The sequence below is a fragment of the Pseudomonas sp. R2-60-08W genome (assembly GCF_003852335.1).
In the GTDB taxonomy this organism is placed as follows: Bacteria; Pseudomonadota; Gammaproteobacteria; order Pseudomonadales; family Pseudomonadaceae; genus Aquipseudomonas.
Genome location: NZ_CP027731.1, coordinates 1,395,640 through 1,419,684, shown reverse-complemented (window position 1 = coordinate 1,419,684; position 24,045 = coordinate 1,395,640). Strand labels below are relative to the sequence as shown.

The window sequence follows — 24,045 nt, the reverse complement described above, 5'->3', positions numbered from 1 at the left end:
CACGCCATGGGACGCAGAGCGTCCTGATGCTGCATTCCCACGCAGAGCGTGGGAACGATCAGCAAACGATCGGCATAAAAAATGTGGGAGGGGGGCTTATACCCCCTCCCACATTCGGCATTCAAGCAGCGTTGTTTATTGAAACAACGACTCACTCGACAAGCCGTTCTTCTCAAGGATCTCGCGCAAGCGCTTGAGCCCCTCTACCTGAATCTGCCGCACCCGCTCACGGGTCAGGCCGATCTCCAGGCCTACGTCCTCCAGGGTGCTGCTCTCATGGCCGCGCAGGCCGAAGCGGCGGATCACCACCTCGCGCTGCTTATCGGTGAGCTCCGACAGCCACTGGTCGATGCTTTGAGACAGATCATCATCCTGCAACAGCTCGCACGGATCTGTCGGGCGATCATCTGTCAGGGTGTCCAGCAGGGTTTTATCCGAATCCGGACCCAGCGAGACATCGACCGAAGACACCCGCTCATTCAAGCCAAGCATGCGCTTGACCTCCCCTACCGGTTTTTCCAGCAGGTTGGCGATTTCTTCAGGCGAAGGTTCATGATCGAGTTTTTGTGTCAGCTCACGCGCTGCCCGCAGGTACACGTTGAGCTCCTTGACCACATGGATCGGCAACCGGATCGTGCGGGTCTGATTCATGATCGCCCGTTCGATGGTCTGGCGAATCCACCAGGTGGCATAAGTCGAGAAGCGAAAGCCCCGCTCAGGGTCGAACTTCTCCACCGCCCGGATCAAGCCCAGGTTGCCCTCCTCGATCAAGTCCAGCAGCGACAATCCGCGATTGACGTAGCGTCGGGCGATTTTAACCACCAGGCGCAGGTTGCTTTCAATCATGCGTTTGCGCCCAGCCGGATCGCCCTTCTGCGACAGACGCGCAAAATGAACTTCTTCTTCGGGGGTGAGCAGAGGGGAAAAGCCGATTTCATTGAGGTACAACTGGGTCGCGTCGAGCGCCCGTGTGTAATCAATATACTTGTGTTGCTTTAACGCGGAGGAGTTTTTGGATTTGGTGCGAACTGAGGGTGGTGATGCCCCCTCATTATCTGACATCGGTTCCGTAGCGATACCGGTCTCCATAAGGAGAACCTCATCGTCGATGTCAAACTCCGGCGCTTCTTTACTGAGAGCCATTGTTATAGTCCTTTGGTGAGTTCGACCTCAAGCTCAAGCGACGCCTTTATCCTTGGCAACGCTGGAGCCTGTTCCTTCTACGTGAGGGAACAGGCTGGCAACACATCAACGACGGGGTAGGAATTGCAGTGGGTCTACAGGTTTCCCTTGACGGCGAATCTCAAAGTGCAGTTTCACCCGGTCTGTACCCGTTGAACCCATTTCGGCAATTGTCTGTCCGACCTTGACCTGCTGCCCCTCCCGAACCAACAACCTGCGGTTATGACCGTAGGCACTGACGTAGGTATCGCTGTGTTTGATGATGACCAGCTCGCCGTAGCCCCGTAGACCACTCCCGGCGTACACCACTGTCCCATCAGACGCAGCCAAAACAGGCTGTCCCAAATCCCCGGCGATATCAATGCCTTTATTCAAACTGCCGTTTGAAGAGAATTTTCCAATTAACACGCCGTTTGAAGGCCATCCCCAACCGGTCGGCGCCGGCCCTGCAGGTGGCAACGGCGCGGGTGCCGGCTTGCTCGCCACCGAAGGTGCGGCGGTACCTGCAGGCCTGGTGATAACCGTGGTTTTGCTCGAAGAAGAAGCCGAAGATCCCGACTTTGTCACAACTGCCGTGGGCGCCGAACCGGCGCGGCCATCGAAACGAATTGTCTGCCCCGGATGAATCGTATAGGGCACGGGAATGTTGTTACGAGCTGCGAGGGCCTTGTAATCCCAACCATAACGGAAGGCAATCGAGAACAGCGTATCGCCCTTGCGCACGACGTATTGGCCGGTGGTCACCGTCGGCTTCTGCGGTGCCGCATTGGTGCGGTCAACCACCCGCGCACCGCCGGATGGCGTGCTCGAGCAGGCTGCCAGTAAGGAACTCAAGACAAGGCCAAGCACCAGTCGCTGAAAGCTTGTTTTACTCATTCGCTGCGCAGGACCTGTGAGACTCACCCGCCGCTCCCTTTGTGGTGGCTGAACGTTAACGCCTGTATCAGGCTTGAAAGATGACGCAAGTATAACTGGGCATTGGCTTTTTACCGGCACACGAGTGAAACGAAAACTTCATCATGTTTAACTCCGGCGCCTTCCCCCGTTGAATCTATAGACCCCGCTGTAAGACACATCTGCGCCTGTGGAATTCATTGTCTGAAAATAAATGATCAGGCCAGCGGGCCGTTGAGCAGCGGCACGAAGCGCACAGCCCCGAGCACATGCCGGGAAAAGCCATCGTCCTCGCGAATAATGAGCATCAATTGTTGCACTTCGCCGGAGCCCACCGGGATGACCAGCCGACCGCCGGGCGCCAGTTGATCGAGCAGCGCTTGCGGCACATCGGTGGCCACCGCAGTGACAATGATGCCGTTATAGGGCGCCAATGCCGGCCAGCCTTCCCAGCCATCGCCCCAACGAAACACAACGTTACGCAGGTTCAGCTCGACCAGGCGCTCCTTGGCGCGGTCCTGCAGCACCTTGATGCGCTCAACCGAGAACACCCGTTCGACCAGCTGAGACAACACGGCGGTCTGATAGCCGGAGCCGGTGCCGATTTCCAGCACCTTGTCCAACGGCCCGGCGGCCAGCAACAGCTCACTCATGCGGGCGACCATATAGGGCTGGGAGATGGTCTGGTTGTGGCCGATCGGCAACGCCGTGTCTTCGTAGGCGCGGTGCGCCAGGGCTTCGTCGACAAACAGGTGCCGAGGCGTGCGCCGGATCACTTCCAGCACCTGCGCGTTGGACAAGCCTTCTTCGTACAGACGCTGGATCAAACGCTCGCGCGTGCGCTGGGAAGTCATCCCGATGCCACGGCGCAGCAAGTCGTCTTGTTCACGAGCCATCAGCGCAGTCCCTCCAGCCAGCCATCAAGTCCACTGAAGGCATCACTGAAGGTGCGATCGAATTGCAACGGGGTAATCGATACATAGCCTTGCATCACCGCATGAAAGTCCGTGCCCTCGCCACCATCCTCGGCATCGCCGGCCGCTGCGATCCAATAGCCTTCCTTGCCACGCGGGTCGACCACCTTCAAGGGTGCCGCCGCACGGGCACGGTGCCCCAGCCGCGTCAGCTGGATACCGCGAATATGGTCAAGAGGCAGGTTGGGGATATTGACGTTAAGCACAGTGCGCGGCGGCAGGTTCAGGGACGCGTGCGCTTGCACCAACTTGCGCGCGTAGTACGCCGCCGTCGCCAGGTTATCCAGTTGCCGTGAGGCGAAGGAAAAGGCGAACCCGATACCGCCGAGAAAGCGCCCTTCAAGGGCGGCCGCCACGGTGCCGGAATACAGCACGTCGTCGCCCAGGTTCGCGCCCAGGTTGATGCCCGACACCACTAGGTCCGGCGCGTGCTCCAACAAGCTGTTGATCGCCAGGTGCACGCAGTCGGTGGGGGTGCCGTTCACGCTGATAAAGCCATTGGCCAGCACCTTGGGGTGCAACGGACGGTCGAGCGTCAGCGAACTGCTGGCGCCGCTCTTGTCCTGGTCGGGGGCCACCACCACGCATTCGGCGTAATCCGCCAGCGCAGCATGAAGCGCGGCGAGGCCGGGTGCGGTGGCACCGTCATCGTTTGATATCAGAATACGCATGGGTTGTCCGTCGGCCCCACCGGCACTAGATCAACGAGTTCGCGCACCAATACAGTGGCGAAGCATCCAGCCGGCAGGACGAATTCCAATTGCAGAATGTCAGGCCTGGGATAATGCCACGTCAACCCGCCAATGGGCAGCCGCAGAATGCGACGTTCTTGGCTCATTCCCGCATTCACCAGCCAATCACGCAGATCAGCTTCTGCGGCGGCGACAGATTGTTCCAATTCATAGGTAAGACCTTTCGCCGGAGACTCGCCCTCCCCCCACTGCGGGCCGGTGGGATGCAAGTCGAGGATCGCCAGGCGCGGATCGCTGCATTCAGCCTCACCGGCCGGGAAAAAGCTGCGGCTGTCGGTGAAGGCCAGCAAGTCGCCGACTTGGGCGCGCTGCCAGGAGCCGTCGGCGACACGCGCCGCCAACACTTTGTTGAACAGCAAGCTACGGGCGGTGGACAGCAACCGCGAACGTACATTGCGCTGCTCCGGCAGGGCCTTGCGAGCCGCCCAGTCATGGGCATCGACGACATTGCCGCCATTATGGCCAAAGCGCTGGGCACCGAAATAGTTGGGAATACCGTGCTGGGCAATCTGTTTCAGACGCGCGTCGATGGCGGCGGTATCGCCGTGCAACTGGGTCAGGCGCAAGGTAAAGCCGTTGGCCGCATGTGCACCGCGCTGCAGCTTGCGTTTGTGCCGCGCGGTTTTCAGGATCCGGAGGGTGTCGTTCTCGGCGGCACGCATGTCCGGATCGGCCTTGCCGGGCAATTGCACGCTGAACCACTGGCGGGTCAATGCCTGGCGATCCTTGAGCCCGGCATAGCTGACAGTGCGTAAAGGCACGCCAGCCGCCTTGGCGATACGCCGCGCCGCTTCCTCGGTATTCAGGCCGCGCTTCTCCACCCACAACCACAGGTGCTCGCCTTCGCCAGTCAGCGGGATATCGAGCACTTCGTCCACCTGGAAATCTTCGGCCGTGGCCTTCAGGACCGCGCTGCCCAACGCTTCGCCATAGGCACGCGGGCCCAGCAACTCAAGTTCGTTCATGCGCGCAGCAACAAGGCGACAGAGTGCACGGCGATGCCCTCTTCACGACCGGTAAACCCGAGCTTTTCGGTGGTGGTGGCTTTCACGTTGACTTGGTCCAATTCTATTTGCAGGTCTGCGGCAATCAGGGCGCGCATCGATTCGATATGCGGGGCCATTTTCGGCGCCTGGGCCACGATGGTGTTATCGACGTTGCCGACCTTCCAGCCTTTGGCGTGGATCAAGCCGACGACATGGCGCAGCAACACACGGCTGTCGGCGCCCTTGAAGGTTGGATCGGTGTCCGGAAAGTGCTTGCCGATATCACCCAACGCCGCTGCGCCGAGCAACGCATCGCTCAAGGCGTGCAACACAACGTCGCCGTCAGAATGAGCCAGCAGCCCATGGTGGTGCGCGATACGCACGCCGCCCAAAGTGATGAAATCGCCTTCAGCGAAACGGTGCACATCGTAGCCGTGGCCAATACGCATAAAAAAACGCCCCGATTTAATTCAGGGCGTGATTCTACCTACTTTTGCCTCACATTAACCGAGCAAAGCACGACCATGATGGCGCAAATGGTCATCGATGAAGCTGGCGATAAAGAAGTAGCTGTGGTCGTAGCCGGGTTGCAGCCGTAGTTCCAGCGGATGACCGGCCGCCTTGGCGGCTTGCTGCAAGGCCTCGGGCTTGAGCTGCACGGCGAGGAAATCGTCGCGATCGCCCTGGTCCACCAACAGCGGCAACTGTTCCGACGCTTCGCTGATCAGCACGCAGGCATCCCATTCGCGCCACTTCGAGCGCTCTTCTCCCAGGTAACGGGAGAAGGCTTTTTGGCCCCAGGGGCAGTCCATCGGATTGTTGATCGGCGAAAACGCCGACACGCTCTGGTAACGCCCAGGGTTGCGCAGCGCGCAGACCAACGCACCGTGGCCGCCCATCGAGTGGCCGCTGATGCCGCGCTTGTCTGACGCAGGGAAATGCGCCTCCACCAACTCCGGCAATTCCTGCACCACATAGTCATGCATCCGATAATGCCTGGCCCAGGGTTCCTGGGTGGCGTTCAGATAGAACCCGGCGCCCAGACCAAAGTCCCAGGCGTTATCCGGGTCATCCGGCACACCGGGGCCGCGCGGGCTGGTATCCGGCGCCACGATGATCAAGCCCAGCTCGGCGGCCATACGATGGGCACCGGCCTTTTGCATGAAGTTCTCGTCGGTGCAGGTCAGGCCGGACAGCCAATACAGCACCGGCAGCTTGCCACCCTGCTCTGCCTGCGGCGGCAGGTAGACGGCAAAGGTCATGTCGCAATCAAGCACAGCGGAATGATGCTTATAGCGTTTATGCCAGCCGCCGAAGCTTTTCTGGCAGGACAGGTTTTCCAGACTCATGGCCGACCTCAGAAATGGATGACGGTACGAATGCTCTTGCCTTCATGCATCAGGTCAAACGCTTTGTTGATATCTTCCAGGCCCATGGTGTGGGTGATGAAGGTGTCCAGCGGGATCTCGCCGGTCTGGGCCATTTCCACGTAGCTTGGCAATTCGGTACGCCCGCGTACGCCGCCGAAGGCCGAGCCGCGCCAGACGCGACCGGTCACCAGTTGGAACGGACGGGTGGCGATTTCCTGGCCGGCACCGGCCACGCCAATGATCACCGACTCGCCCCAGCCTTTATGGCAGCACTCCAGGGCCGCACGCATCAGTTGGACATTGCCGATGCACTCGAAGGAAAAGTCCACGCCGCCATCGGTCAAATCGACAATCACGTCCTGGATCGGGCGGTCATAGTCTTTCGGGTTGATGCAGTCGGTCGCGCCCAGTTGCTTGGCGATTTCAAACTTGGCCGGGTTGATGTCGATGGCAATGATGCGGCCGGCCTTGGCTTTCACCGCACCAATCACCGCCGACAGACCGATACCACCCAGACCGAAGATGGCCACGGTGTCACCCGGCTTGACCTTGGCGGTATTGATCACCGCGCCGATACCGGTGGTCACGCCACAGCCCAGCAGGCAGACCTTTTCCAGCGGCGCTTCTTTAGGAATCTTGGCGACGGAAATTTCCGGCAGCACGGTGTACTCGGAGAACGTCGAGGTCCCCATGTAGTGGAAAATCGGCTGGCCCTTGTAGGAGAAACGCGTAGTGCCGTCAGGCATCAAGCCTTTGCCCTGGGTGGAACGGATGGCCTGGCACAGGTTGGTCTTGCCGGACAGGCAGAATTTGCATTGACCGCATTCCGGGGTGTACAGCGGGATCACATGGTCGCCGACGGCCACCGAGGTTACGCCTTCGCCAATGGCCTCGACCACTGCACCGCCTTCATGACCAAGGATCGACGGGAAAATCCCTTCCGGGTCTGCGCCTGAAAGCGTGTAGGCATCGGTATGACACACACCGGACGCGACCACGCGCAACAGCACTTCGCCCGCCTTGGGCATGGCGACATCGACTTCCACAATCTCAAGGGGTTTCTTGGCTTCGAAGGCTACGGCGGCGCGGGACTTGATCATCCGGGGTTTCTCCATGGAGTAAAAGTTGATTGGACCAGTGTAAAACATGGCTGATTGATTAATAATCCAGACGAAAGCAAAACATTATTGCCGTACAGGGACAATAACCATGCTGGAGAATCGCTGGGAGGGCATCGATGAGTTTGTCGCTGTGGCCGAGTGCAGCCAATTCACGGCTGCGGCCGAGCGCCTGGGGGTCTCGTCGTCCCATATCAGCCGCCAGGTGGCGCGCCTGGAAGAACGGCTGCAAACCCGCCTGTTGTATCGCAGTACACGCAAGGTGACGCTGACCGAAGCGGGCCAGACGTTCCTGCAACATTGCCAGCGCTTGCAGGACGGTCGCGAAGAAGCGTTACGTGCGGTGGGCGACCTGACCAGCGAACCCAAGGGCATGTTGCGCATGACCTGCGCCGTGGCCTATGGCGAACGTTTCATTGTGCCGCTGGTAACCGCGTTCATGGCGCTCTATCCACAGTTGCGCGTCGATATCGAGCTGAGCAACCGCCCGCTGGACCTGGTGCACGAGGGGCTCGACCTGGCAATTCGCCTCGGGCGCCTGCAAGACTCACGCATGGTTGCCAGCCGCCTGGCTGCGCGCCGCATGTATTTGTGTGCGTCACCTTCCTACTTGGCCCGGTATGGCCGGCCACACAGTTTGTCGGAATTGAGTCGGCACAACTGCCTGATCGGCAGTTCGGACATCTGGCAACTGGCCCAGGACGGCCGCGAATTTTCCCAGCGGGTGCAGGGCAACTGGCGCTGCAACAGTGGGCAGGCGGTGCTGGATGCCGCGCTGCAGGGCATGGGGCTGTGCCAGTTGCCGGACTATTACGTGCTGGAGCACTTGCACAGCGGCGCGCTGGTGTCGCTGCTGGAGGCGCATCAGCCGCCGAATACGGCGGTGTGGGCGTTGTATCCGCAGCAGCGGCATTTATCGCCGAAGGTCAGGAAGTTGGTGGATTTTTTGAAGGAAGGGTTGGCTGGAAGGCCGGAGTACAGCGGGTGATTATTTGTTGCCTGGCCAGGCCGCATCGGGGGCAAGCCCCCTCCCACATTTTGATCTGCGAACCCAATCAAATGTGGGAGTCGACGCGGTGCGACTGACTACCTGCGGTTAGCCCAGCGCAACCGCAGCCACTCCAGGTCTTCCGGCCGCGTCACCTTGATGTTGTCCGAACGCCCTTCGATCAAGCGTGGTGCCTGGCCGGACCACTCCATGGCCGAGGCTTCGTCGGTAATCACCGCATCGGCCACCAGGCTGTCCGCCAACGCGCGGTGCAAGGCGCCCAGGCGGAACATCTGGGGCGTGAAGGCTTGCCAGATCAGGCTGCGATCGACGGTCTCGACGACACGGCCCTGTTTGTCGACGCGCTTGAGGGTGTCACGGGCCGGCACGGCCAGCAGGCCACCCACGGGATCGTCAGCCAGTTCACCCAATAGCTTGTCGAGATCATCACGGCTCAGATTGGGCCGCGCTGCATCGTGCACCAACACCCAATCTTCATCACTGGCGCCCAGAGCATTGAGCTGAAGCAGCGCATTGAGCACGGAACCTGAGCGCTCCGATCCGCCATCCGCACGCTGAATACGCGGGTCGGCGGCACACGCCAGGCTGGGCCAATAGGGGTCATCAACCGCAAGACTGACCACCAGCCCTTGCAGCCCAGGGTGGTCAAGGAAACAGCCAAGGCTGTGTTCGAGAATGGTGCGCCCGCCGAGTTGCAGATACTGCTTGGGACGGTCGGCGGCCATACGGGCACCAACACCCGCGGCCGGAATCACGGCCCAGAAGGCCGGTAACTCGGTGTTCATTGGGCCAACTGGTAGAGGGTTTCGCCCTCCTTGACCATGCCCAGTTCATGACGCGCCCGCTCTTCAACGGTCTCCGTGCCTTTTTTCAGCTCAAGCACTTCGGCATCGAGCACGCGGTTGCGCTCCAGCAGACGTTCGTTTTCGGCGTGCTGGTCGGCAATTTGCTGGGTCAGCTCTTCCACCTGCGCAAAGCTGCCGTTACCGACCCATAGGCGGTACTGCAGGCCAGCCAGCAACAAGAGCAAGACGAGGAACAACCAATTGGGACTGCGCATCGAAATCCGGGTATCCAGTGAAAAAAGACAGTCATGCAAACCTTTTGCAGCAACTGATAGCACGAAGCCTGGATAAACCAGGCTTGTGCTTGTCAGTCAGCAGATTAGCGCCGAAATGCCCACTGTCGTGAGATTTCCGACGCAATCGGCCGACTTTTTACCATTTACTGCTCAGCCGCGAAACTCGCTGCGACCGTTGTACTTGGCTTTACCCGCCAATTGCTCTTCGATGCGCAGCAATTGGTTGTACTTGGACACGCGGTCGGAACGGCACAGGGAACCGGTCTTGATCTGGCCCGCCGAGGTGCCCACGGCCAGGTCGGCAATGGTCGAATCTTCGGTTTCGCCGGAGCGGTGCGAGATCACGGCGGTGTAGCCCGCAGCCTTGGCCATCTGGATGGCTTCCAGAGTTTCAGTCAGGGTGCCGATCTGGTTGAACTTGATCAGGATCGAGTTGGCGATCTTCTTGTCGATGCCTTCTTTCAGGATCTTGGTGTTGGTCACGAACAGGTCGTCGCCCACCAACTGGATTTTTTCGCCGATCTTGTCGGTGAGAATTTTCCAGCCGTCCCAGTCGGACTCATCCAGGCCGTCTTCGATCGAAATGATCGGGTAGCGCTGGGTCAGGCCCTTCAGGTATTCGGCAAAGCCTTCGGAATTGAACACCTGGCCTTCGCCGGACAGGTTGTACTTGCCATCTTCATAGAATTCGCTGGCAGCGCAGTCCAGGGCCAGGGTCACGTCGGTGCCCAGTGTGTAGCCGGCGTTGGCCACAGCTTCGGAGATCACTTTCAGTGCATCTTCGTTGGACGCCAGGTTTGGTGCGAAACCACCTTCGTCACCCACTGCAGTGCTCAGGCCTCGGGCCTTCAGCACAGCCTTGAGGTGATGGAAAATCTCGGTGCCCATGCGCAGGCCTTCGGAGAAGGTCTTGGCGCCAACCGGCTGCACCATGAATTCCTGGATGTCGACGTTGTTATCGGCGTGCTCGCCACCGTTGATGATGTTCATCATCGGCACCGGCATCGAGTACACGCCCGGGGTGCCGTTCAGGTTGGCGATGTGCGCGTACAGCGGCAGGTCCTGGTCCTGGGCGGCGGCCTTGGCGGCGGCCAGGGACACGGCGAGGATCGCGTTGGCGCCCAGGCTGCCTTTGTTTTCGGTGCCGTCGAGCTTGATCATCGCGTGGTCCAGAGCTTTCTGGTCCAGCGGGTCCTTGCCCAGCAACAGGTCACGGATCGGGCCATTGATATTGGCTACCGCCTTGAGTACACCCTTGCCCAGGTAACGGCTCTTGTCGCCATCACGCAGTTCCAGCGCTTCACGGGAACCTGTGGAAGCACCGGACGGCGCGCAGGCGCTGCCGATGATGCCGTTATCGAGAAGCACGTCGGCTTCGACGGTGGGGTTGCCACGGGAGTCGAGAACTTCACGACCTTTGATGTCGACGATTTTTGCCATTGTTGTAAACACTCCAAAGTTGACGAAAACGACGCAGCTGAAGGAAATCTTTTGACCGACCGCAAGGGTGGAACAACAGGGCAGGCTTGCAGACGACAAGGCTCAGGCCTGGGGCCTGAGCATAAAGCGTGGGAAATTCTACCGGAGAAACGACGCTTACGCGGTCTCTACCGTCGGAAAACTCTTGACCAGTTCGTCCAACTGCTTGAGCTGGGCCAGGAACGGCTCCAGCTTGTCCAGGCGCAGGGCACAGGGGCCGTCGCACTTGGCGTTGTCCGGGTCCGGGTGGGCTTCCAGGAACAGGCCGGCCAGGGACTGGCTGATGCCCGCCTTGGCCAGGTCCAGCACCTGGGCACGGCGACCGCCGGCGGAATCGGCGCGACCACCGGGCATTTGCAACGCGTGGGTCACGTCGAAGAACACCGGGTATTCGAACTGTTTCATGATGCCGAAACCGAGCATGTCCACCACGAGGTTGTTGTAGCCGAAGCTCGAACCACGCTCGCACAGGATCAACTGGTCGTTACCCGCTTCCACGCATTTGCTCAGGATATGTTTCATTTCCTGAGGCGCGAGGAACTGGGCTTTCTTGATATTGATCACCGCGCCAGTCTTGGCCATGGCGACCACGAGGTCGGTCTGGCGCGACAGGAAGGCCGGCAACTGGATGATATCGCACACCTCGGCGACCACGGCCGCCTGCTCGGGCTCGTGGACGTCGGTGATGATCGGCACGCCGAAGGCTTGCTTGATGTCCTGGAAGATCCGCATGCCTTCTTCAAGGCCCGGGCCGCGATAGGAGGTCACGGACGAACGGTTGGCCTTGTCGAAGCTGGCCTTGAATACATAGGGGATCCCCAACTTCTGGGTAACCCGCACGTACTCTTCACAGACCTGCATCGCCATGTCGCGGCTTTCCAGTACATTCATGCCGCCGAACAGCACCATGGGCTTGTCGTTGGCAATTTCGATGTCGCCTACGCGAATGATCTTCTGGGCCATCAGGGTTATGCCTTCTTCTGATGTTGCGTCAGTGCCGCTTTGACGAAACCGCTGAACAGCGGGTGACCGTCGCGCGGCGTCGAGGTGAACTCGGGGTGGAACTGGCAGGCCACGAACCACGGATGATCCGGTGCCTCGACCACTTCAACCAGCTTGCCGTCACCGGAGCGGCCGGAAATCTTCAGGCCCGCTTCTTTGATCTGCGGCAGCAGGTTGTTGTTCACTTCGTAGCGGTGACGGTGACGCTCGACGATCACGTCCTTGCCGTAGCAGTCGTGTACCAGCGAACCGGCTTCCAGCAGGCAGTCCTGTGCGCCCAGGCGCATGGTGCCGCCCAGGTCGGAGGCTTCGGTACGGGTTTCGACGGCACCGGTGGCGTCTTCCCACTCGGTGATCAGGCCCACGACCGGGTGGCCGCTGGTGTGATCGAACTCGGTGGAGTTGGCGTCTTTCCAGCCCAGCACGTTACGGGCGAACTCGATGACGGCCACCTGCATGCCCAGGCAGATACCCAGGTAGGGCACCTTGTTCTCGCGAGCGTATTGCACGGCGGTGATCTTGCCTTCCACGCCACGCAGGCCGAAACCGCCCGGTACGAGGATCGCGTCGACACCTTCGAGCAGCGCGGTGCCCTGGTTCTCGATGTCTTCGGAATCGATGTAGCGCAGGTTGACCTTGGTACGGTTGCTGATGCCGGCGTGACTCATCGCTTCGATCAGGGATTTGTACGCGTCGAGCAGTTCCATGTACTTGCCGACCATGGCGATGGTGACTTCATGCTCAGGGTTGAGCTTGGCGTCGACCACGGCTTCCCACTCGGACAGGTCCGCGCCGTTGCACTGCAGGCCGAAACGCTCGACCACAAAATCATCCAGGCCCTGGGAATGCAGGATGCCCGGGATCTTGTAGATGGTGTCGGCGTCTTCCAGGGCGATCACCGCACGTTCTTCAACGTTGGTGAACTGCGCGATTTTGCGACGCGAGGAAATATCGATCGGGTGATCGGAGCGGCAGACCAGCACGTCCGGCTGCAGGCCAATGGAACGCAGTTCCTTGACCGAGTGCTGGGTTGGCTTGGTTTTGGTTTCGCCGGCAGTGGCGATGTACGGCACCAGGGTGAGGTGCATCAGCATCGCGCGCTTGGCGCCGACTTCGAAACGCAACTGGCGAATGGCTTCGAGGAACGGTTGGGATTCAATGTCACCCACGGTGCCACCGATCTCGACCATCGCCACGTCGGCATCGCCTGCACCCTTGATGATGCGGCGCTTGATTTCGTCGGTGATGTGCGGGATCACCTGGATGGTTGCACCCAGGTAATCACCACGGCGCTCCTTGCGCAGCACGTGCTCGTAGACACGGCCGGTGGTGAAGTTGTTGTTCTGGGTCATGGTCGTGCGGATGAACCGCTCGTAGTGGCCCAGGTCCAGGTCGGTCTCGGCGCCGTCATGGGTGACGAACACTTCACCGTGCTGGAACGGGCTCATGGTGCCCGGGTCGACGTTGATGTACGGGTCCAGCTTGAGCATGGTGACTTTAAGCCCCCGCGCCTCCAGGATGGCCGCCAATGAAGCGGAGGCAATGCCTTTCCCCAATGAAGAAACAACACCGCCCGTGACGAATATGTAGCGCGTCATGAAAAACCCTAGAAGTCTGCGTTAAAGCGGTACGAGCCGCCGGGGAAAGCGAAGAGAGGCCGAAGCCCCCGATCACCTGCATTAATCACAGTGCACCTTTCAAAAAAACCGCCGCGTTGTGACAGACCAGCAATGGAACACCGGTACGTTGATCGCTACACATTTTTTGGAATCGCCCAGCAAAGACTGCTTGGTAATCGGCAACTGCTGCGATTCAGGCGAATCCACAGAAGTTGTATCAAGAAGGGAGCGTAGTCTACCGGAAAGGCTCTATCAGCTCAAACCTTGATCGCAGGTCTGTGGCAACCAATGCAATTGCCAGTCGTTCGACGTGCTGGCCCATAGCCCCGCAAGCGTTGGGACAGCCAGCAATCGCTCGCCCCGATACAGCAGCGGCAATCTGCCACGGACAAACCCGGGCATGCCGCACTCATTGAGCAGGCGCTTCAGGTCGCGCCGGCCACGACCTGGCACTTCGATGACTTCACCGCCCTGGCGGTAGCGGATTTCCAGCGGACCTTCAGGCGCCCCGCCAATCAGTTTCAACTGACCATTGCCGGGTAACTCCAATGGTTTTTGCGGATCGGGCCAGCTCACCGATGCGTCGGAAAATTCCGACCATGTAGAGGGCAGCCACCAGATGCGCTCGCCGCTGCGGTGCAACTCGCCGTCAGCCAGACGCCATAGGGGCTGTGCATCATCCTTGGCATCGCGCATGGAATACCAGCCAGCCCAGTGGTCGCTGTCGGGCAGGCGGGTGAGTGGAGCCAGCCAATGGCGCAGCGCGTTGCGCTGGCGTGCATCGGAAAGCTCGCGCAAGGGCGTAATAGCCAGGGAGCGCAAAGGCAACCAGGAAAACAACGAAGGTTGATCGGCGCGCTGCAGGTCCATGGCGGCCAGCTCATCGAGCAAGCCTTGGGCTTGCTCCAGATGTTCAGCCGTGCGGGCCAGGCTTGACACCACTTGAGGCCAGCGCTGCGCCAGCACCGGGAAGACGCGGTGCCGCAGATAATTACGGGAGAAACGCGGATCAGCGTTCGAAGGGTCTTCGATCCACTGTAAATGATGGGCCTGGGCGTAGGCTTCCAGCTCGACACGGGTGACATTCAGCAGCGGGCGCACCAGATGACCTTGCGCCAAAGCGCGATGCGCGGGCATTGCCGCAAGCCCACGCACCCCGGCGCCGCGCAACAGGCGGAACAACAGGGTTTCAGCCTGATCGTCGCGATGCTGGCCGGTGAGCAGCACCTCCCCTACCCCGGTCACCTCGGCAAAGGCCAGATAACGCGCATCACGGGCCGCGCGCTCAAGGCTGGCGCCGGGCGGTACCTGCACGCGCATCACCCGCAAGGGCACGTTCAAGCCGTCACATACTCGCTGACAATGGCCGGGCCAGGCGTCAGCGGCAGTTTGCAAACCATGGTGAACATGCACAGCACGCAGAGGAGGAATGTTTGCCAGAGAGGCCAAGAGATGCAACAGGACGGTGGAATCGAGGCCACCCGAAAAAGCGACATGCCAGGCCGGGGCGTTGCACCAGGGGGCCAGGGTTTTCAGGAGTTTGGCGGATAAAAGTGGCTTCATCAGATAGTACCGCCGCAACCCTAGAATACGTTGGCCGAACACATACAAAGCAAATGTGGGAGGGGGCTTGCCCCCGATGGCAGTGGACCAGCCACCAGATGCGGTGACTGACACTCAGCAATCGGGGGCAAGCCCCCTCCCACATGGAGTTACGGCGTCGGCTTAGAGACCGTAGCTCATCAGGCGCTCGTAACGACGGGCCAGCAGCGCTTCGTTATCCAGCTTCTTGAGCATCGCCAGTTGCGAGCCCAGTTCGGCACGGATAGTCGCCGCAGCCGCAGCCGGATCACGATGCGCGCCGCCCAGTGGCTCGGCGATGACTTTATCAACGATCCCCAGGCCCTTGAGGCGATCAGCGGTGATGCCCATGGCCTCAGCAGCGTCCGGCGCCTTTTCGGCGGTTTTCCACAGAATGGAGGCGCAACCTTCCGGCGAAATCACCGCGTAGGTCGAATACTGCAACATGTTCAGTTGGTCGCAGACGCCAATGGCCAATGCGCCGCCGGAACCGCCTTCACCGATCACAGTCGCGATGATAGGGGTTTTCAGGCGCGCCATGACGCGCAGGTTCCAGGCAATCGCTTCGCTCTGGTTGCGCTCTTCGGCATCGATACCTGGGTAGGCACCCGGGGTGTCGATGAAGGTCAGGATTGGCATCTTGAAGCGTTCGGCCATTTCCATCAGGCGGCAAGCCTTGCGGTAGCCTTCCGGACGCGGCATGCCGAAGTTGCGACGCACTTTTTCGCGCACTTCACGGCCTTTCTGATGGCCGATCACCATCACCGGTTGGTCGTCCAGCCGAGCGATACCGCCCACGATGGCCGCGTCGTCGGAGAAGTGGCGGTCGCCATGCAGCTCGTCGAACTCGGTGAAGATGTGCTGAATGTAGTCCAGGGTGTACGGACGGCGCGGGTGGCGAGCCAGGCGCGCGATCTGCCAGCTGGTCAGCTTGCCGAAAATGTCTTCGGTGAGCGTGCTGCTCTTGTCTTGCAGGCGGGCGATCTCATCGCCGATATTCAGCGAATTGTCATTGCCGACCAGGCGCAGCTCTTCGATCTTGGCTTGCAGGTCAGCGATCGGCTGTTCGAAATCAAGAAAATTCGGGTTCATAAGCGTCCGTCTTGGGTCGACGGCCAAGGGGTGCCTGGCCAGCCGGTTGTCTATTCGCGCCCTACCTTAAGGGAGAGGCGCGTTTAGGTCGAGATTAAATGTTTGGCCGAGATCAGGCGAATACTCTTCAGGGAAAAGCAAGCGCCTGGCCATCAGCGGTATTGGAGAAAGACGTTGTCACGGCCGAACTGGTCACGCAATGCCTGAATCAAGCCGTCAGCGGGATCAATTCGCCAGGTCTCGCCAAACTGCAGCATGGCCTTGGCGTCGTTGCCGGTGTACTCCATGGTTACCGGGCATGCACCACGGTGACGCTTGAGCAGGTCACCCAGCCAGCGTAGCTGATCGCCCTTGAGTGCTTCGGTCTTGACCTTCAGGCGCAGGCTTTCGGCCAGGTTGGTACGCGCATCTTCCATGCTCATCACGCGCTTGATGCGCAGGCGCAGGCCGCCGGAGAAGTCGTCGTTGCTGACCTCCCCTTCCACCACCACCATGGCATCGGTCTGCAGCAGCGACTGGGCGGAGTGGAACGCGTCGGCAAACAGTGACGCTTCGATCCGGCCCGAGCGGTCGTCGAGGGTGATAAAACCCATCTTGTCGCCCTTCTTATTTTTCATCACCCGCAAGGCGATGATCATGCCGGCAACCGTCTGGGTATCCCGGGCCGGCTTCAGGTCGATGATGCGCTGACGGGCGAAACGGCGAATCTCACCCTCGTACTCGTCAATCGGGTGACCCGTGAGGTACAGGCCCAAGGTGTCTTTCTCACCCTTGAGACGTTCCTTGAGAGTCAACTCCTTGGCCTTGCGGTGGTTGGCATACACATCCGCATCTTCTTCGACGAACAGTCCGCCAAACAGGTCGGCGTGGCCGCTGTCATGGGTACGGGCAGTCTGTTCGGCGGCCTTGATCGCTTCTTCCATGGCGGTGAGCAACACCGCGCGGTTGCGGTCGATATTGGCCTGGTAAGCCTTCGGCTCATCATGGAAATACGGGCCGAGACGGTCCAGCGCACCGCTGCGGATCAGGCCATCGAGGGTGCGCTTGTTGATACGCTTGAGGTCAACCCGTGCGCAGAAGTCGAACAGATCCTTGAAAGGCCCGTCCTGACGCGCCTCGGTGATGGCTTCCACCGGCCCCTCACCCACGCCTTTGATCGCGCCGAGGCCATAAATGATGCGGCCTTCGTCGTTCACCGTGAACTTGAACTCCGAGGCGTTCACGTCCGGCGCGTCGAGGCGCAGCTTCATGGTGCGCACTTCCTCGATCAAGGTCACGACCTTGTCGGTGTTGTGCATATCCGCCGAGAGTACCGCGGCCATGAACGGCGCCGGATAGTGGGCTTTCAACCAGGCGGTCTGGTACGAAACCAGGCCGTACGCAGCGGAGTGGGATTTGTTGAAGCCGTAACCGGCGAATTTCTCTACCAGGTCGAAGATGTTACCGGCCAGATCCGCGTCAATATTGTTGGTGGCGCAGCCCTCGATGAAACCGCCGCGTTGCTTGGCCATTTCTTCGGGTTTCTTTTTACCCATGGCGCGACGCAGCATGTCCGCACCGCCGAGGGTGTAACCCGCCATCACCTGGGCGATCTGCATCACCTGTTCCTGATACAGGATGATGCCGTAGGTGGGCGCCAGTACCGGCTTGAGGCCTTCGTACTGGTAATCGGAGTGCGGGTACGCCAGTTCGGCGCGGCCGTGCTTACGGTTGATAAAGTCATCCACCATGCCCGATTGCAGCGGCCCAGGACGGAACAGGGCCACCAGTGCGATCAAGTCTTCCAGGCAGTCGGGCTTGAGCTTTTTGATCAGCTCCTTCATGCCGCGCGACTCAAGCTGGAACACCGCAGTGGTTTCGGCTTTTTGCAGCAGGCTGTAGGTCGGCTTGTCGTCCAGCGGGATAAAGGCGATATCCAGCGGTTCCTCGCCGACCTTGGCGCGGTCGCGGTTGATGGTCTTGAGCGCCCAGTCGATGATCGTCAGGGTGCGCAGGCCGAGGAAGTCGAACTTCACCAGGCCGGCCGCCTCCACGTCATCCTTGTCGAACTGGGTCACCAGGCCGCCGCCCTCTTCATCGCAGTAGATCGGCGAGAAGTCGGTCAGCTTGGTAGGCGCAATCACCACGCCACCGGCGTGTTTACCGACGTTACGCACCACGCCTTCGAGCTTGCGTGCCATGTCCCAGATTTCGGCGGCTTCTTCATCGACCTTGATAAAGTCGCGCAGAATCTCTTCCTGTTCGTAGGCTTTTTCCAGGGTCATGCCCACTTCGAACGGGATCATCTTCGACAGGCGGTCGGCCAGGCCGTAAGATTTGCCCTGCACCCGTGCCACGTCGCGGATAACTGCCTTGGCCGCCATGGAACCGAAGGTGATGATCTGGCTGACCGCATTGCGACCGTATTTTTCGGCCACGTATTCGATCACGCGGTCGCGACCGTCCATGCAAAAGTCGACGTCGAAGTCGGGCATGGAAACCCGTTCCGGGTTGAGGAAACGTTCGAACAGCAGGTCATATTCCAACGGGTCGAGGTCGGTGATCTTCTGCACGTAGGCCACCAGCGAGCCAGCACCTGACCCCCGGCCCGGACCGACCGGTACGCCGTTGCTCTTGGCCCACTGGATAAAGTCCATCACGATCAGGAAGTAACCGGGGAACCCCATCTGGATGATGATATCCAGCTCGAAATTCAGCCGGTCGACGTAGACCTGGCGCTTGGCTTCGTAGTCTTCGGTGGTGTCCTTAGGCAGCAGCACGCTGAGCCGCTCTTCCAGGCCGTCGAACGAGACCTTGCGGAAGTACTCGTCGATGGTCATGCCATCGGGTATCGGGAAGTTGGGCAGGAAGTGCTTGCCCAGCTTCACTTCGATATTGCAGCGCTTGGCGATCTCGACGGAGTTTTCCAAGGCCTCGGGCAAGTCGCTGAACAGCTCGGCCATTTCCTCGGCGCTTTTGAGGTACTGCTCTTCGCTGTAGTTCTTGGAGCGACGCGGGTCATCCAGGGCCCGGCCCTCGCCGATGCACACGCGGGTCTCGTGGGCCTCGAAATCTTCCTTCTTGATAAAACGCACATCGTTGGTTGCCACCAGCGGCGCGCCCAGCTTGTCGGCCAGGGCCACGGCGGCGTGCAGGTGCTCTTCATCGTTGGGGCGATTGGTGCGCTGCACTTCCAGGTAGAAGCGGTCAGGGAACACCTGCATCCACTCGCGGGCGAGCACTTCGGCTTCCTGCGGGTTGCCGCCGAGCAGCGCGATACCGATCTCGCCCTCTTTGGCGGCCGAGAGCATGATCAAGCCTTCGCTGGCTTGTGCGACCCACTCGCGCTCGATGATGATCGAGCCGTTGCGCTGACCATCGATGAAGCCACGGGAAATCAGTTCGGTCAGGTTGCGATAACCCACGCCGTTCATCGCCAGCAGGCTGATGCGGCTCAGGGGGTTATCCGGATCCTTGTTGGACAGCCACAGGTCGGCGCCGCAGATCGGCTTGATACCTGCGCCCATGGCGTTTTTGTAGAATTTGACCAGGGAACACATGTTGTTCTGGTCGGTAACCGCTACCGCTGGCATGTTCATGCCCACCAGGGTCTTGACCAGCGGTTTGATCCGTACGAGGCCGTCGACCAGGGAGTATTCAGTGTGCAGGCGTAGATGAACGAATGAAGCCGGCATAGTGATCCTGTGCAGTAACGTGGAAACAACAAGGCCCGGGATTGTACCGGGCCTTGAGCAAAACATCAGCCTCGCGACTACACCTCGCTGAGGCTCTCGCGCAGCTCATAAGCCTGGCGCACCGGGCCGAACGAGCGGCGATGGATCGGCGTAGGGCCGAGTCGCGCCAAGGCTTCCAGATGAACGGGCGTCGGGTAGCCTTTGTGACCGCCCATGCCGTAGCCGGGGTAAATCAAGTCGAACGCCGCCATTTCGCGGTCGCGGCTGACCTTGGCCAAAATCGACGCCGCCGCAATCGCCGGCACCTTGCTGTCGCCCTGGACCACGGCCTCAGCGCGCATCGCCAGCTGAGGGCAACGATTGCCGTCGATCATCGCCAGCCTGGGCGTGATATGCAGCCCTTCAACCGCACGTTGCATGGCAAGCATGGTGGCGTGCAGGATGTTCAGCGTATCGATTTCTTCCACTTCCGCCCGGGCGATATGCCAACTCAGGGCTTTCTCACAGATCTCGTCATAGAGTTTTTCACGGCGGGCTTCGGTGAGCTTTTTCGAGTCATTGAGACCAAGGATCGGACGGCTCGGGTCGAGAATCACTGCCGCCGTTACGACCGCACCGCACAGCGGGCCGCGCCCGACTTCGTCGACACCGGCGACCAGTTCGTGGGCCTGTGCAACCAGGCTGAAATCCAGGCCCATCTGCGTACTCATAAGGCTTCCTGTCTATGGCCGATCAAGTTCAACACGGCATCAGCCGCCTGGTTCGAGGCATCACGCCGCAGAGTGCGGTGAATAGCATCGAAACCACGGGTCTGCTCTTCGCCACCGTCAATCAAGGGTAGCAGCGTCTGTGCAAGTGCCTGGGGCGTAGCATCGTCCTGCAACAACTCCGGCACCAACAACCGTTGGGCCAGCAGATTGGGCAAAGAAATATACGGGCTCTTGACCATCCGCTTGAGAATCCAGAAGGTCAGCGGCGCCAGGCGATAGGCCACAACCATGGGACGCTTGTACAGCAAGGCTTCCAGGGTGGCGGTGCCCGAGGCGATCAGTACGGCATCGCATGCGGCCAGGGCCAGGTGCGACTGACCGTCGAGCAGGGTCAACGGCAGGTTGCGCCCCTCAAGCAGTGTTTCGATTTGTGCGCGACGCTGCGGGCTCGCGCACGGCAGCACAAAACGAATCCCCGGCTTGAGCGCTTGCAGACGTTCAGCGGCATCAAAAAACAGGCCGCCCAGGCGCCCGACTTCACCGCCCCGGCTACCCGGCATCAGCGCGACCAGCGGGCCGTCGGGCAACCCCAGTTCGGCACGCGCTGCGGCACGGTCGGCCTGCAAAGGAATGGCATCGGCCAGGGTATGCCCGACAAACCGCACCGGCACGCCCTTCTCTTCGTAGAACCGCGCTTCGAACGGCAGCAGGGTCAGCATCAAGTCGCAGCCTTCACGAATCTTGAGCACGCGCTTTTGCCGCCACGCCCACACGGACGGGCTGACATAGTGCACCGTCTTGATCCCGGCCTGGCGCAACTTGAGTTCAATGTTGAGGGTGAAGTCCGGGGCATCGATACCGATAAAGACGTCGGGCTTTTCTTCGATCAACGTCTTGATCAGTAGCTTGCGACGCGCGAGCAACTCACGCAGGCGCCCCAGTACTTCTACCAAACCCATGACCGACAAGCGCTCCATCGGAAAGTAGGAGGTGAGGCCTTCGGCCTGCATCAATGGGCCGCCGACGCCGATGAATTCAATGGCAGGGTGCTGGACCTTGAGGGCCCGCATCAGGCCGGCGCCGAGAATATCGCCGGAAGCTTCGCCGGCGACCAGTGCGATACGCAACTTAGCCATGGTCAGCGGGTGATGCCGCGAGTCGACGCCTGGATCGAGTCACGAAACACCGCGACTTCCGGGAACGACGCTGCCGGCTCGGCCAGTTCGGTCAGGGCCTGCTCAACCGTCAGCCCTTGACGGTAAACCGTCTTGTAGGCGCGGCGCAGGGCTTGGATCGCGTCGTCGCTGAAGCCGCGACGGCGCATCCCTTCAAAATTCATGCTGCGGGCTTCAGCGGGGTTGCCGAACACCGTGACGAATGCAGGGACATCCTTGCCAATGGCGGTGCCCATGCCGGAAAAGCTGTGGGCGCCGATATGGCAATATTGGTGCACCAAGGTAAAACCGGACAGGATCGCCCAGTCGTCCACATGCACATGCCCGGCCAAGGCGGTGTTGTTGACCAGGATACAGTGGTTACCGATCACGCTATCGTGGCCGATATGGGCATAGGCCATCACCAGGTTGTGATCCCCCAGCGTGGTCTCGGCCCGATCCTGCACGGTGCCACGGTGGATGGTCACGCCTTCACGGATGATGTTGTGGTCACCGATTACCAGGCGCGTTTCTTCACCCTTGTACTTCATGTCCGGCGTGTCTTCGCCTACCGAGGAAAACTGGTAGATACGATTGTGTTTGCCAATGCGGGTCGGACCCTTGAGGATCACGTGCGGCCCGATGACAGTCCCCTCGCCGATTTCCACACCTGCGCCGACAATCGACCAAGGGCCGACCTCAACGTCGGCGGCCAGTACGGCCGACGGATCGATGATTGCGCGAGGGTCAATCAAACTCATAGTTTGCGTTCCGCGCAGATGATCTCGGCAGAGCATACTGGCTTGCCATCCACCGAAGCCTGGCATTCGAACTTCCAGATCTGGCGCTTGCAGCTGATGAACTTGGCTTCCAGGATCAACTGGTCACCCGGGGTGACCGGATTGCGAAAACGCAACTTGTCGGAGCCCACGAAATAGTAAAGCGTGCCGTCGGCAGGCTTGAGGTCGAGCATTTTGAAACCAAGGATACCGGCAGCCTGGGCCATTGCTTCGATGATCAACACGCCCGGCATGATGGGATGCGCAGGAAAGTGGCCATTGAAAAATGGTTCGTTGATGCTGACATTCTTGTAGGCACGAATGCGCTTTTCCTCAACATTGAGGTCCACTACACGGTCCACCAGCAGGAACGGGTAACGGTGAGGCAGGTATTCGCGAATCTCGTTGATGTCCATCATTTCGGGGGGAAGCCTGTAATAAAGATTGGGGGCGGGCGGACTAAAAGCACGCCCCGCTAGCAAATCAAGGAGGCAGTCTAGCGGCTGTGCACACTTGATATGGAAATGGTATCAGCCTTCTGATGAAGCATTACCGCCAGGGGTCACGTCTGCAACACGCTTTTCCAGCTGTTTGAGACGTCGCGCCATGTCGTCGAGCTGCCTCAGACGTGCTGCGCTCTTACGCCATTCAGCCGCTGGCTGCATGGCCGTACCGGATGAATAAGCCCCTGGCTCGGTAATCGAGTGAGTGACCATGGTCATGCCGGTGATGAAGACGTTGTCGCAAATATCGATATGCCCCACCAGCCCAACGCCACCGGCGAGCATGCAATGCTTGCCGATTTTGGTGCTGCCGGAAATCCCCACGCAGGCAGCCATCGCGGTGTGATCGCCAATCTGCACGTTGTGGGCGATCTGAATCTGGTTGTCGAGCTTCACGCCGTTGCCAATCACGGTATCGGCCAGGGCCCCGCGATCGACAGCAGTGTTGACACCGATCTCTACGTCGTCGCCGATCAGCACGCCGCCCACCTGGGCGATCTTGTGCCAGACACCCTTGGCGTTGGCAAAGCCGAAGCCTTCACCGCCGATCACCGCGCCGGACTGAATGACCACCCGCTGCCCAATACGCACATCGTGGTAAAGGGTAACGCGAGGAGCCAGCCAGCCGTCGGCACCGATTACACAACGCGCGCCGATAAAGCAATGCGCGCCGACGGTGACGCCAGCACCAATACGGGCGCCACTCTCGATCACGGCAAAGGCGCCAATGCTGGCCGCAGGGTCGACCTGGGCATCCTCGGCGATCACTGCTGTCGGGTGAATACCGCCAGCCGCCTTAGGCTTGGGATCGAACAGGTGCGATGCTTTCGCGTAGCACAGGTAGGGGTCGTCCACTACCAGCGCATCCCCGATAAACCCTTCGGCGTCCGCGGCCTTCAGCAACACGGCTGCGGCTTGGCAATCGACCAGGTATTTACGGTATTGAGGATTTGCGAGGAAGCTCAACTGAGCTGGGCCAGCCTCCTGCAAGGTGGCTAGCCCAGTAATGTCTCTCTCCGGGGAACCACGCAAGGTGGCCCCCAGGAACTCGGCCAACTCGCCGAGCTTGATGGTCGCGGTCATGGT

At 60.2% G+C, this 24,045-nt stretch carries 22 protein-coding genes; 1 reads left to right on the top strand and 21 read right to left on the bottom strand.

Features of this window, described 5'->3' with window-relative positions:
• Positions 1-135: 135 nt before the first annotated feature.
• The 8 genes from rpoS to C4J90_RS06325 all read right to left on the bottom strand — a co-directional run bounded on the left by rpoS (position 136) and on the right by C4J90_RS06325 (position 7,258).
• Positions 136-1,143 carry an RNA polymerase sigma factor RpoS gene (rpoS, locus tag C4J90_RS06360; protein WP_124361628.1) on the bottom strand — a complete coding sequence of 336 codons (1,008 nt, stop codon included), beginning with the start codon at positions 1,141-1,143 and terminating at the stop codon, positions 136-138.
• Positions 1,144-1,248: 105 nt separating this feature from the next.
• Complete coding sequence (locus tag C4J90_RS06355; protein ID WP_124361627.1) at positions 1,249-2,085, bottom strand: peptidoglycan DD-metalloendopeptidase family protein; 837 nt, start codon at positions 2,083-2,085, stop codon at positions 1,249-1,251.
• A gap of 209 nt (positions 2,086-2,294) precedes the next feature.
• Positions 2,295-2,930 carry a protein-L-isoaspartate(D-aspartate) O-methyltransferase gene (locus C4J90_RS06350; protein ID WP_170827533.1) on the bottom strand — a complete coding sequence of 212 codons (636 nt, stop codon included), beginning with the start codon at positions 2,928-2,930 and terminating at the stop codon, positions 2,295-2,297.
• 41 nt (positions 2,931-2,971) lie between these two features.
• Positions 2,972-3,721 carry a 5'/3'-nucleotidase SurE gene (gene surE, locus C4J90_RS06345; protein WP_124361626.1) on the bottom strand — a complete coding sequence of 250 codons (750 nt, stop codon included), beginning with the start codon at positions 3,719-3,721 and terminating at the stop codon, positions 2,972-2,974.
• Complete coding sequence (gene truD, locus C4J90_RS06340) at positions 3,709-4,767, bottom strand: tRNA pseudouridine(13) synthase TruD (RefSeq protein WP_124419434.1); 1,059 nt, start codon at positions 4,765-4,767, stop codon at positions 3,709-3,711. The genes surE and truD overlap by 13 nt, the downstream gene beginning before the upstream one ends.
• Positions 4,764-5,237, bottom strand: coding sequence for a 2-C-methyl-D-erythritol 2,4-cyclodiphosphate synthase (ispF, locus tag C4J90_RS06335; protein ID WP_012722614.1), 474 nt, complete (start codon positions 5,235-5,237; stop codon positions 4,764-4,766). Before ispF ends, truD begins: the two co-directional genes overlap by 4 nt.
• Positions 5,238-5,291: 54 nt before the next feature.
• A complete protein-coding gene (fghA, locus tag C4J90_RS06330) occupies positions 5,292-6,137 on the bottom strand; it encodes an S-formylglutathione hydrolase (protein ID WP_124369890.1) in 846 nt (281 codons plus the stop codon).
• Between the two features lie 8 nt (positions 6,138-6,145).
• On the bottom strand, positions 6,146-7,258 hold the full coding sequence (locus tag C4J90_RS06325; RefSeq protein WP_065880066.1) for an S-(hydroxymethyl)glutathione dehydrogenase/class III alcohol dehydrogenase: 1,113 nt from the start codon (positions 7,256-7,258) through the stop codon (positions 6,146-6,148).
• A gap of 109 nt (positions 7,259-7,367) precedes the next feature.
• Between C4J90_RS06325 and C4J90_RS06320 the strand changes: the two genes are divergently transcribed.
• Positions 7,368-8,264, top strand: coding sequence for a LysR substrate-binding domain-containing protein (locus C4J90_RS06320; RefSeq protein WP_124366125.1), 897 nt, complete (start codon positions 7,368-7,370; stop codon positions 8,262-8,264).
• 98 nt (positions 8,265-8,362) lie between these two features.
• On the opposite strand, the gene ispD is transcribed toward C4J90_RS06320, so the two are convergent.
• The 13 genes from ispD to lpxD form a co-directional block, all read right to left on the bottom strand.
• Complete coding sequence (gene ispD, locus C4J90_RS06315) at positions 8,363-9,070, bottom strand: 2-C-methyl-D-erythritol 4-phosphate cytidylyltransferase (protein ID WP_124419433.1); 708 nt, start codon at positions 9,068-9,070, stop codon at positions 8,363-8,365.
• Entirely contained in the window at positions 9,067-9,345 is a 279-nt protein-coding gene (gene ftsB / locus C4J90_RS06310; RefSeq protein WP_057723188.1) for a cell division protein FtsB, read from the bottom strand. The genes ispD and ftsB overlap by 4 nt, the downstream gene beginning before the upstream one ends.
• A gap of 171 nt (positions 9,346-9,516) precedes the next feature.
• Positions 9,517-10,806 (bottom strand): phosphopyruvate hydratase, encoded by a 1,290-nt coding sequence (gene eno, locus C4J90_RS06305; RefSeq protein ID WP_017844757.1) that lies wholly within the window; start codon positions 10,804-10,806, stop codon positions 9,517-9,519.
• A gap of 156 nt (positions 10,807-10,962) precedes the next feature.
• A complete protein-coding gene (gene kdsA / locus C4J90_RS06300) occupies positions 10,963-11,808 on the bottom strand; it encodes a 3-deoxy-8-phosphooctulonate synthase (protein WP_124366122.1) in 846 nt (281 codons plus the stop codon).
• Positions 11,809-11,813: 5 nt separating this feature from the next.
• The gene (locus tag C4J90_RS06295; protein ID WP_124361620.1) at positions 11,814-13,445 is read right to left on the bottom strand and encodes a CTP synthase; all 1,632 of its coding nucleotides are present in this window, start codon (positions 13,443-13,445) and stop codon (positions 11,814-11,816) included.
• A gap of 273 nt (positions 13,446-13,718) precedes the next feature.
• Positions 13,719-15,029 (bottom strand): tRNA lysidine(34) synthetase TilS, encoded by a 1,311-nt coding sequence (gene tilS / locus C4J90_RS06290; protein ID WP_124419432.1) that lies wholly within the window; start codon positions 15,027-15,029, stop codon positions 13,719-13,721.
• Between the two features lie 162 nt (positions 15,030-15,191).
• Positions 15,192-16,139: an acetyl-CoA carboxylase carboxyltransferase subunit alpha gene (locus tag C4J90_RS06285; RefSeq protein ID WP_016976871.1), complete on the bottom strand. Its 948-nt coding sequence runs from the start codon at positions 16,137-16,139 to the stop codon at positions 15,192-15,194.
• Between the two features lie 152 nt (positions 16,140-16,291).
• Entirely contained in the window at positions 16,292-19,813 is a 3,522-nt protein-coding gene (gene dnaE, locus C4J90_RS06280; RefSeq protein ID WP_124361618.1) for a DNA polymerase III subunit alpha, read from the bottom strand.
• Positions 19,814-19,890: 77 nt separating this feature from the next.
• Complete coding sequence (rnhB, locus tag C4J90_RS06275; RefSeq protein ID WP_124419431.1) at positions 19,891-20,523, bottom strand: ribonuclease HII; 633 nt, start codon at positions 20,521-20,523, stop codon at positions 19,891-19,893.
• Complete coding sequence (lpxB, locus tag C4J90_RS06270) at positions 20,520-21,659, bottom strand: lipid-A-disaccharide synthase (protein WP_124361616.1); 1,140 nt, start codon at positions 21,657-21,659, stop codon at positions 20,520-20,522. The genes rnhB and lpxB overlap by 4 nt, the downstream gene beginning before the upstream one ends.
• 2 nt (positions 21,660-21,661) lie before the next feature.
• Positions 21,662-22,438: an acyl-ACP--UDP-N-acetylglucosamine O-acyltransferase gene (gene lpxA, locus C4J90_RS06265; protein ID WP_124361615.1), complete on the bottom strand. Its 777-nt coding sequence runs from the start codon at positions 22,436-22,438 to the stop codon at positions 21,662-21,664.
• Entirely contained in the window at positions 22,435-22,875 is a 441-nt protein-coding gene (fabZ, locus tag C4J90_RS06260) for a 3-hydroxyacyl-ACP dehydratase FabZ (RefSeq protein ID WP_003172281.1), read from the bottom strand. The genes lpxA and fabZ overlap by 4 nt, the downstream gene beginning before the upstream one ends.
• A gap of 111 nt (positions 22,876-22,986) precedes the next feature.
• Complete coding sequence (gene lpxD, locus C4J90_RS06255) at positions 22,987-24,042, bottom strand: UDP-3-O-(3-hydroxymyristoyl)glucosamine N-acyltransferase (protein ID WP_124361614.1); 1,056 nt, start codon at positions 24,040-24,042, stop codon at positions 22,987-22,989.
• Positions 24,043-24,045 lie beyond the last annotated feature (3 nt).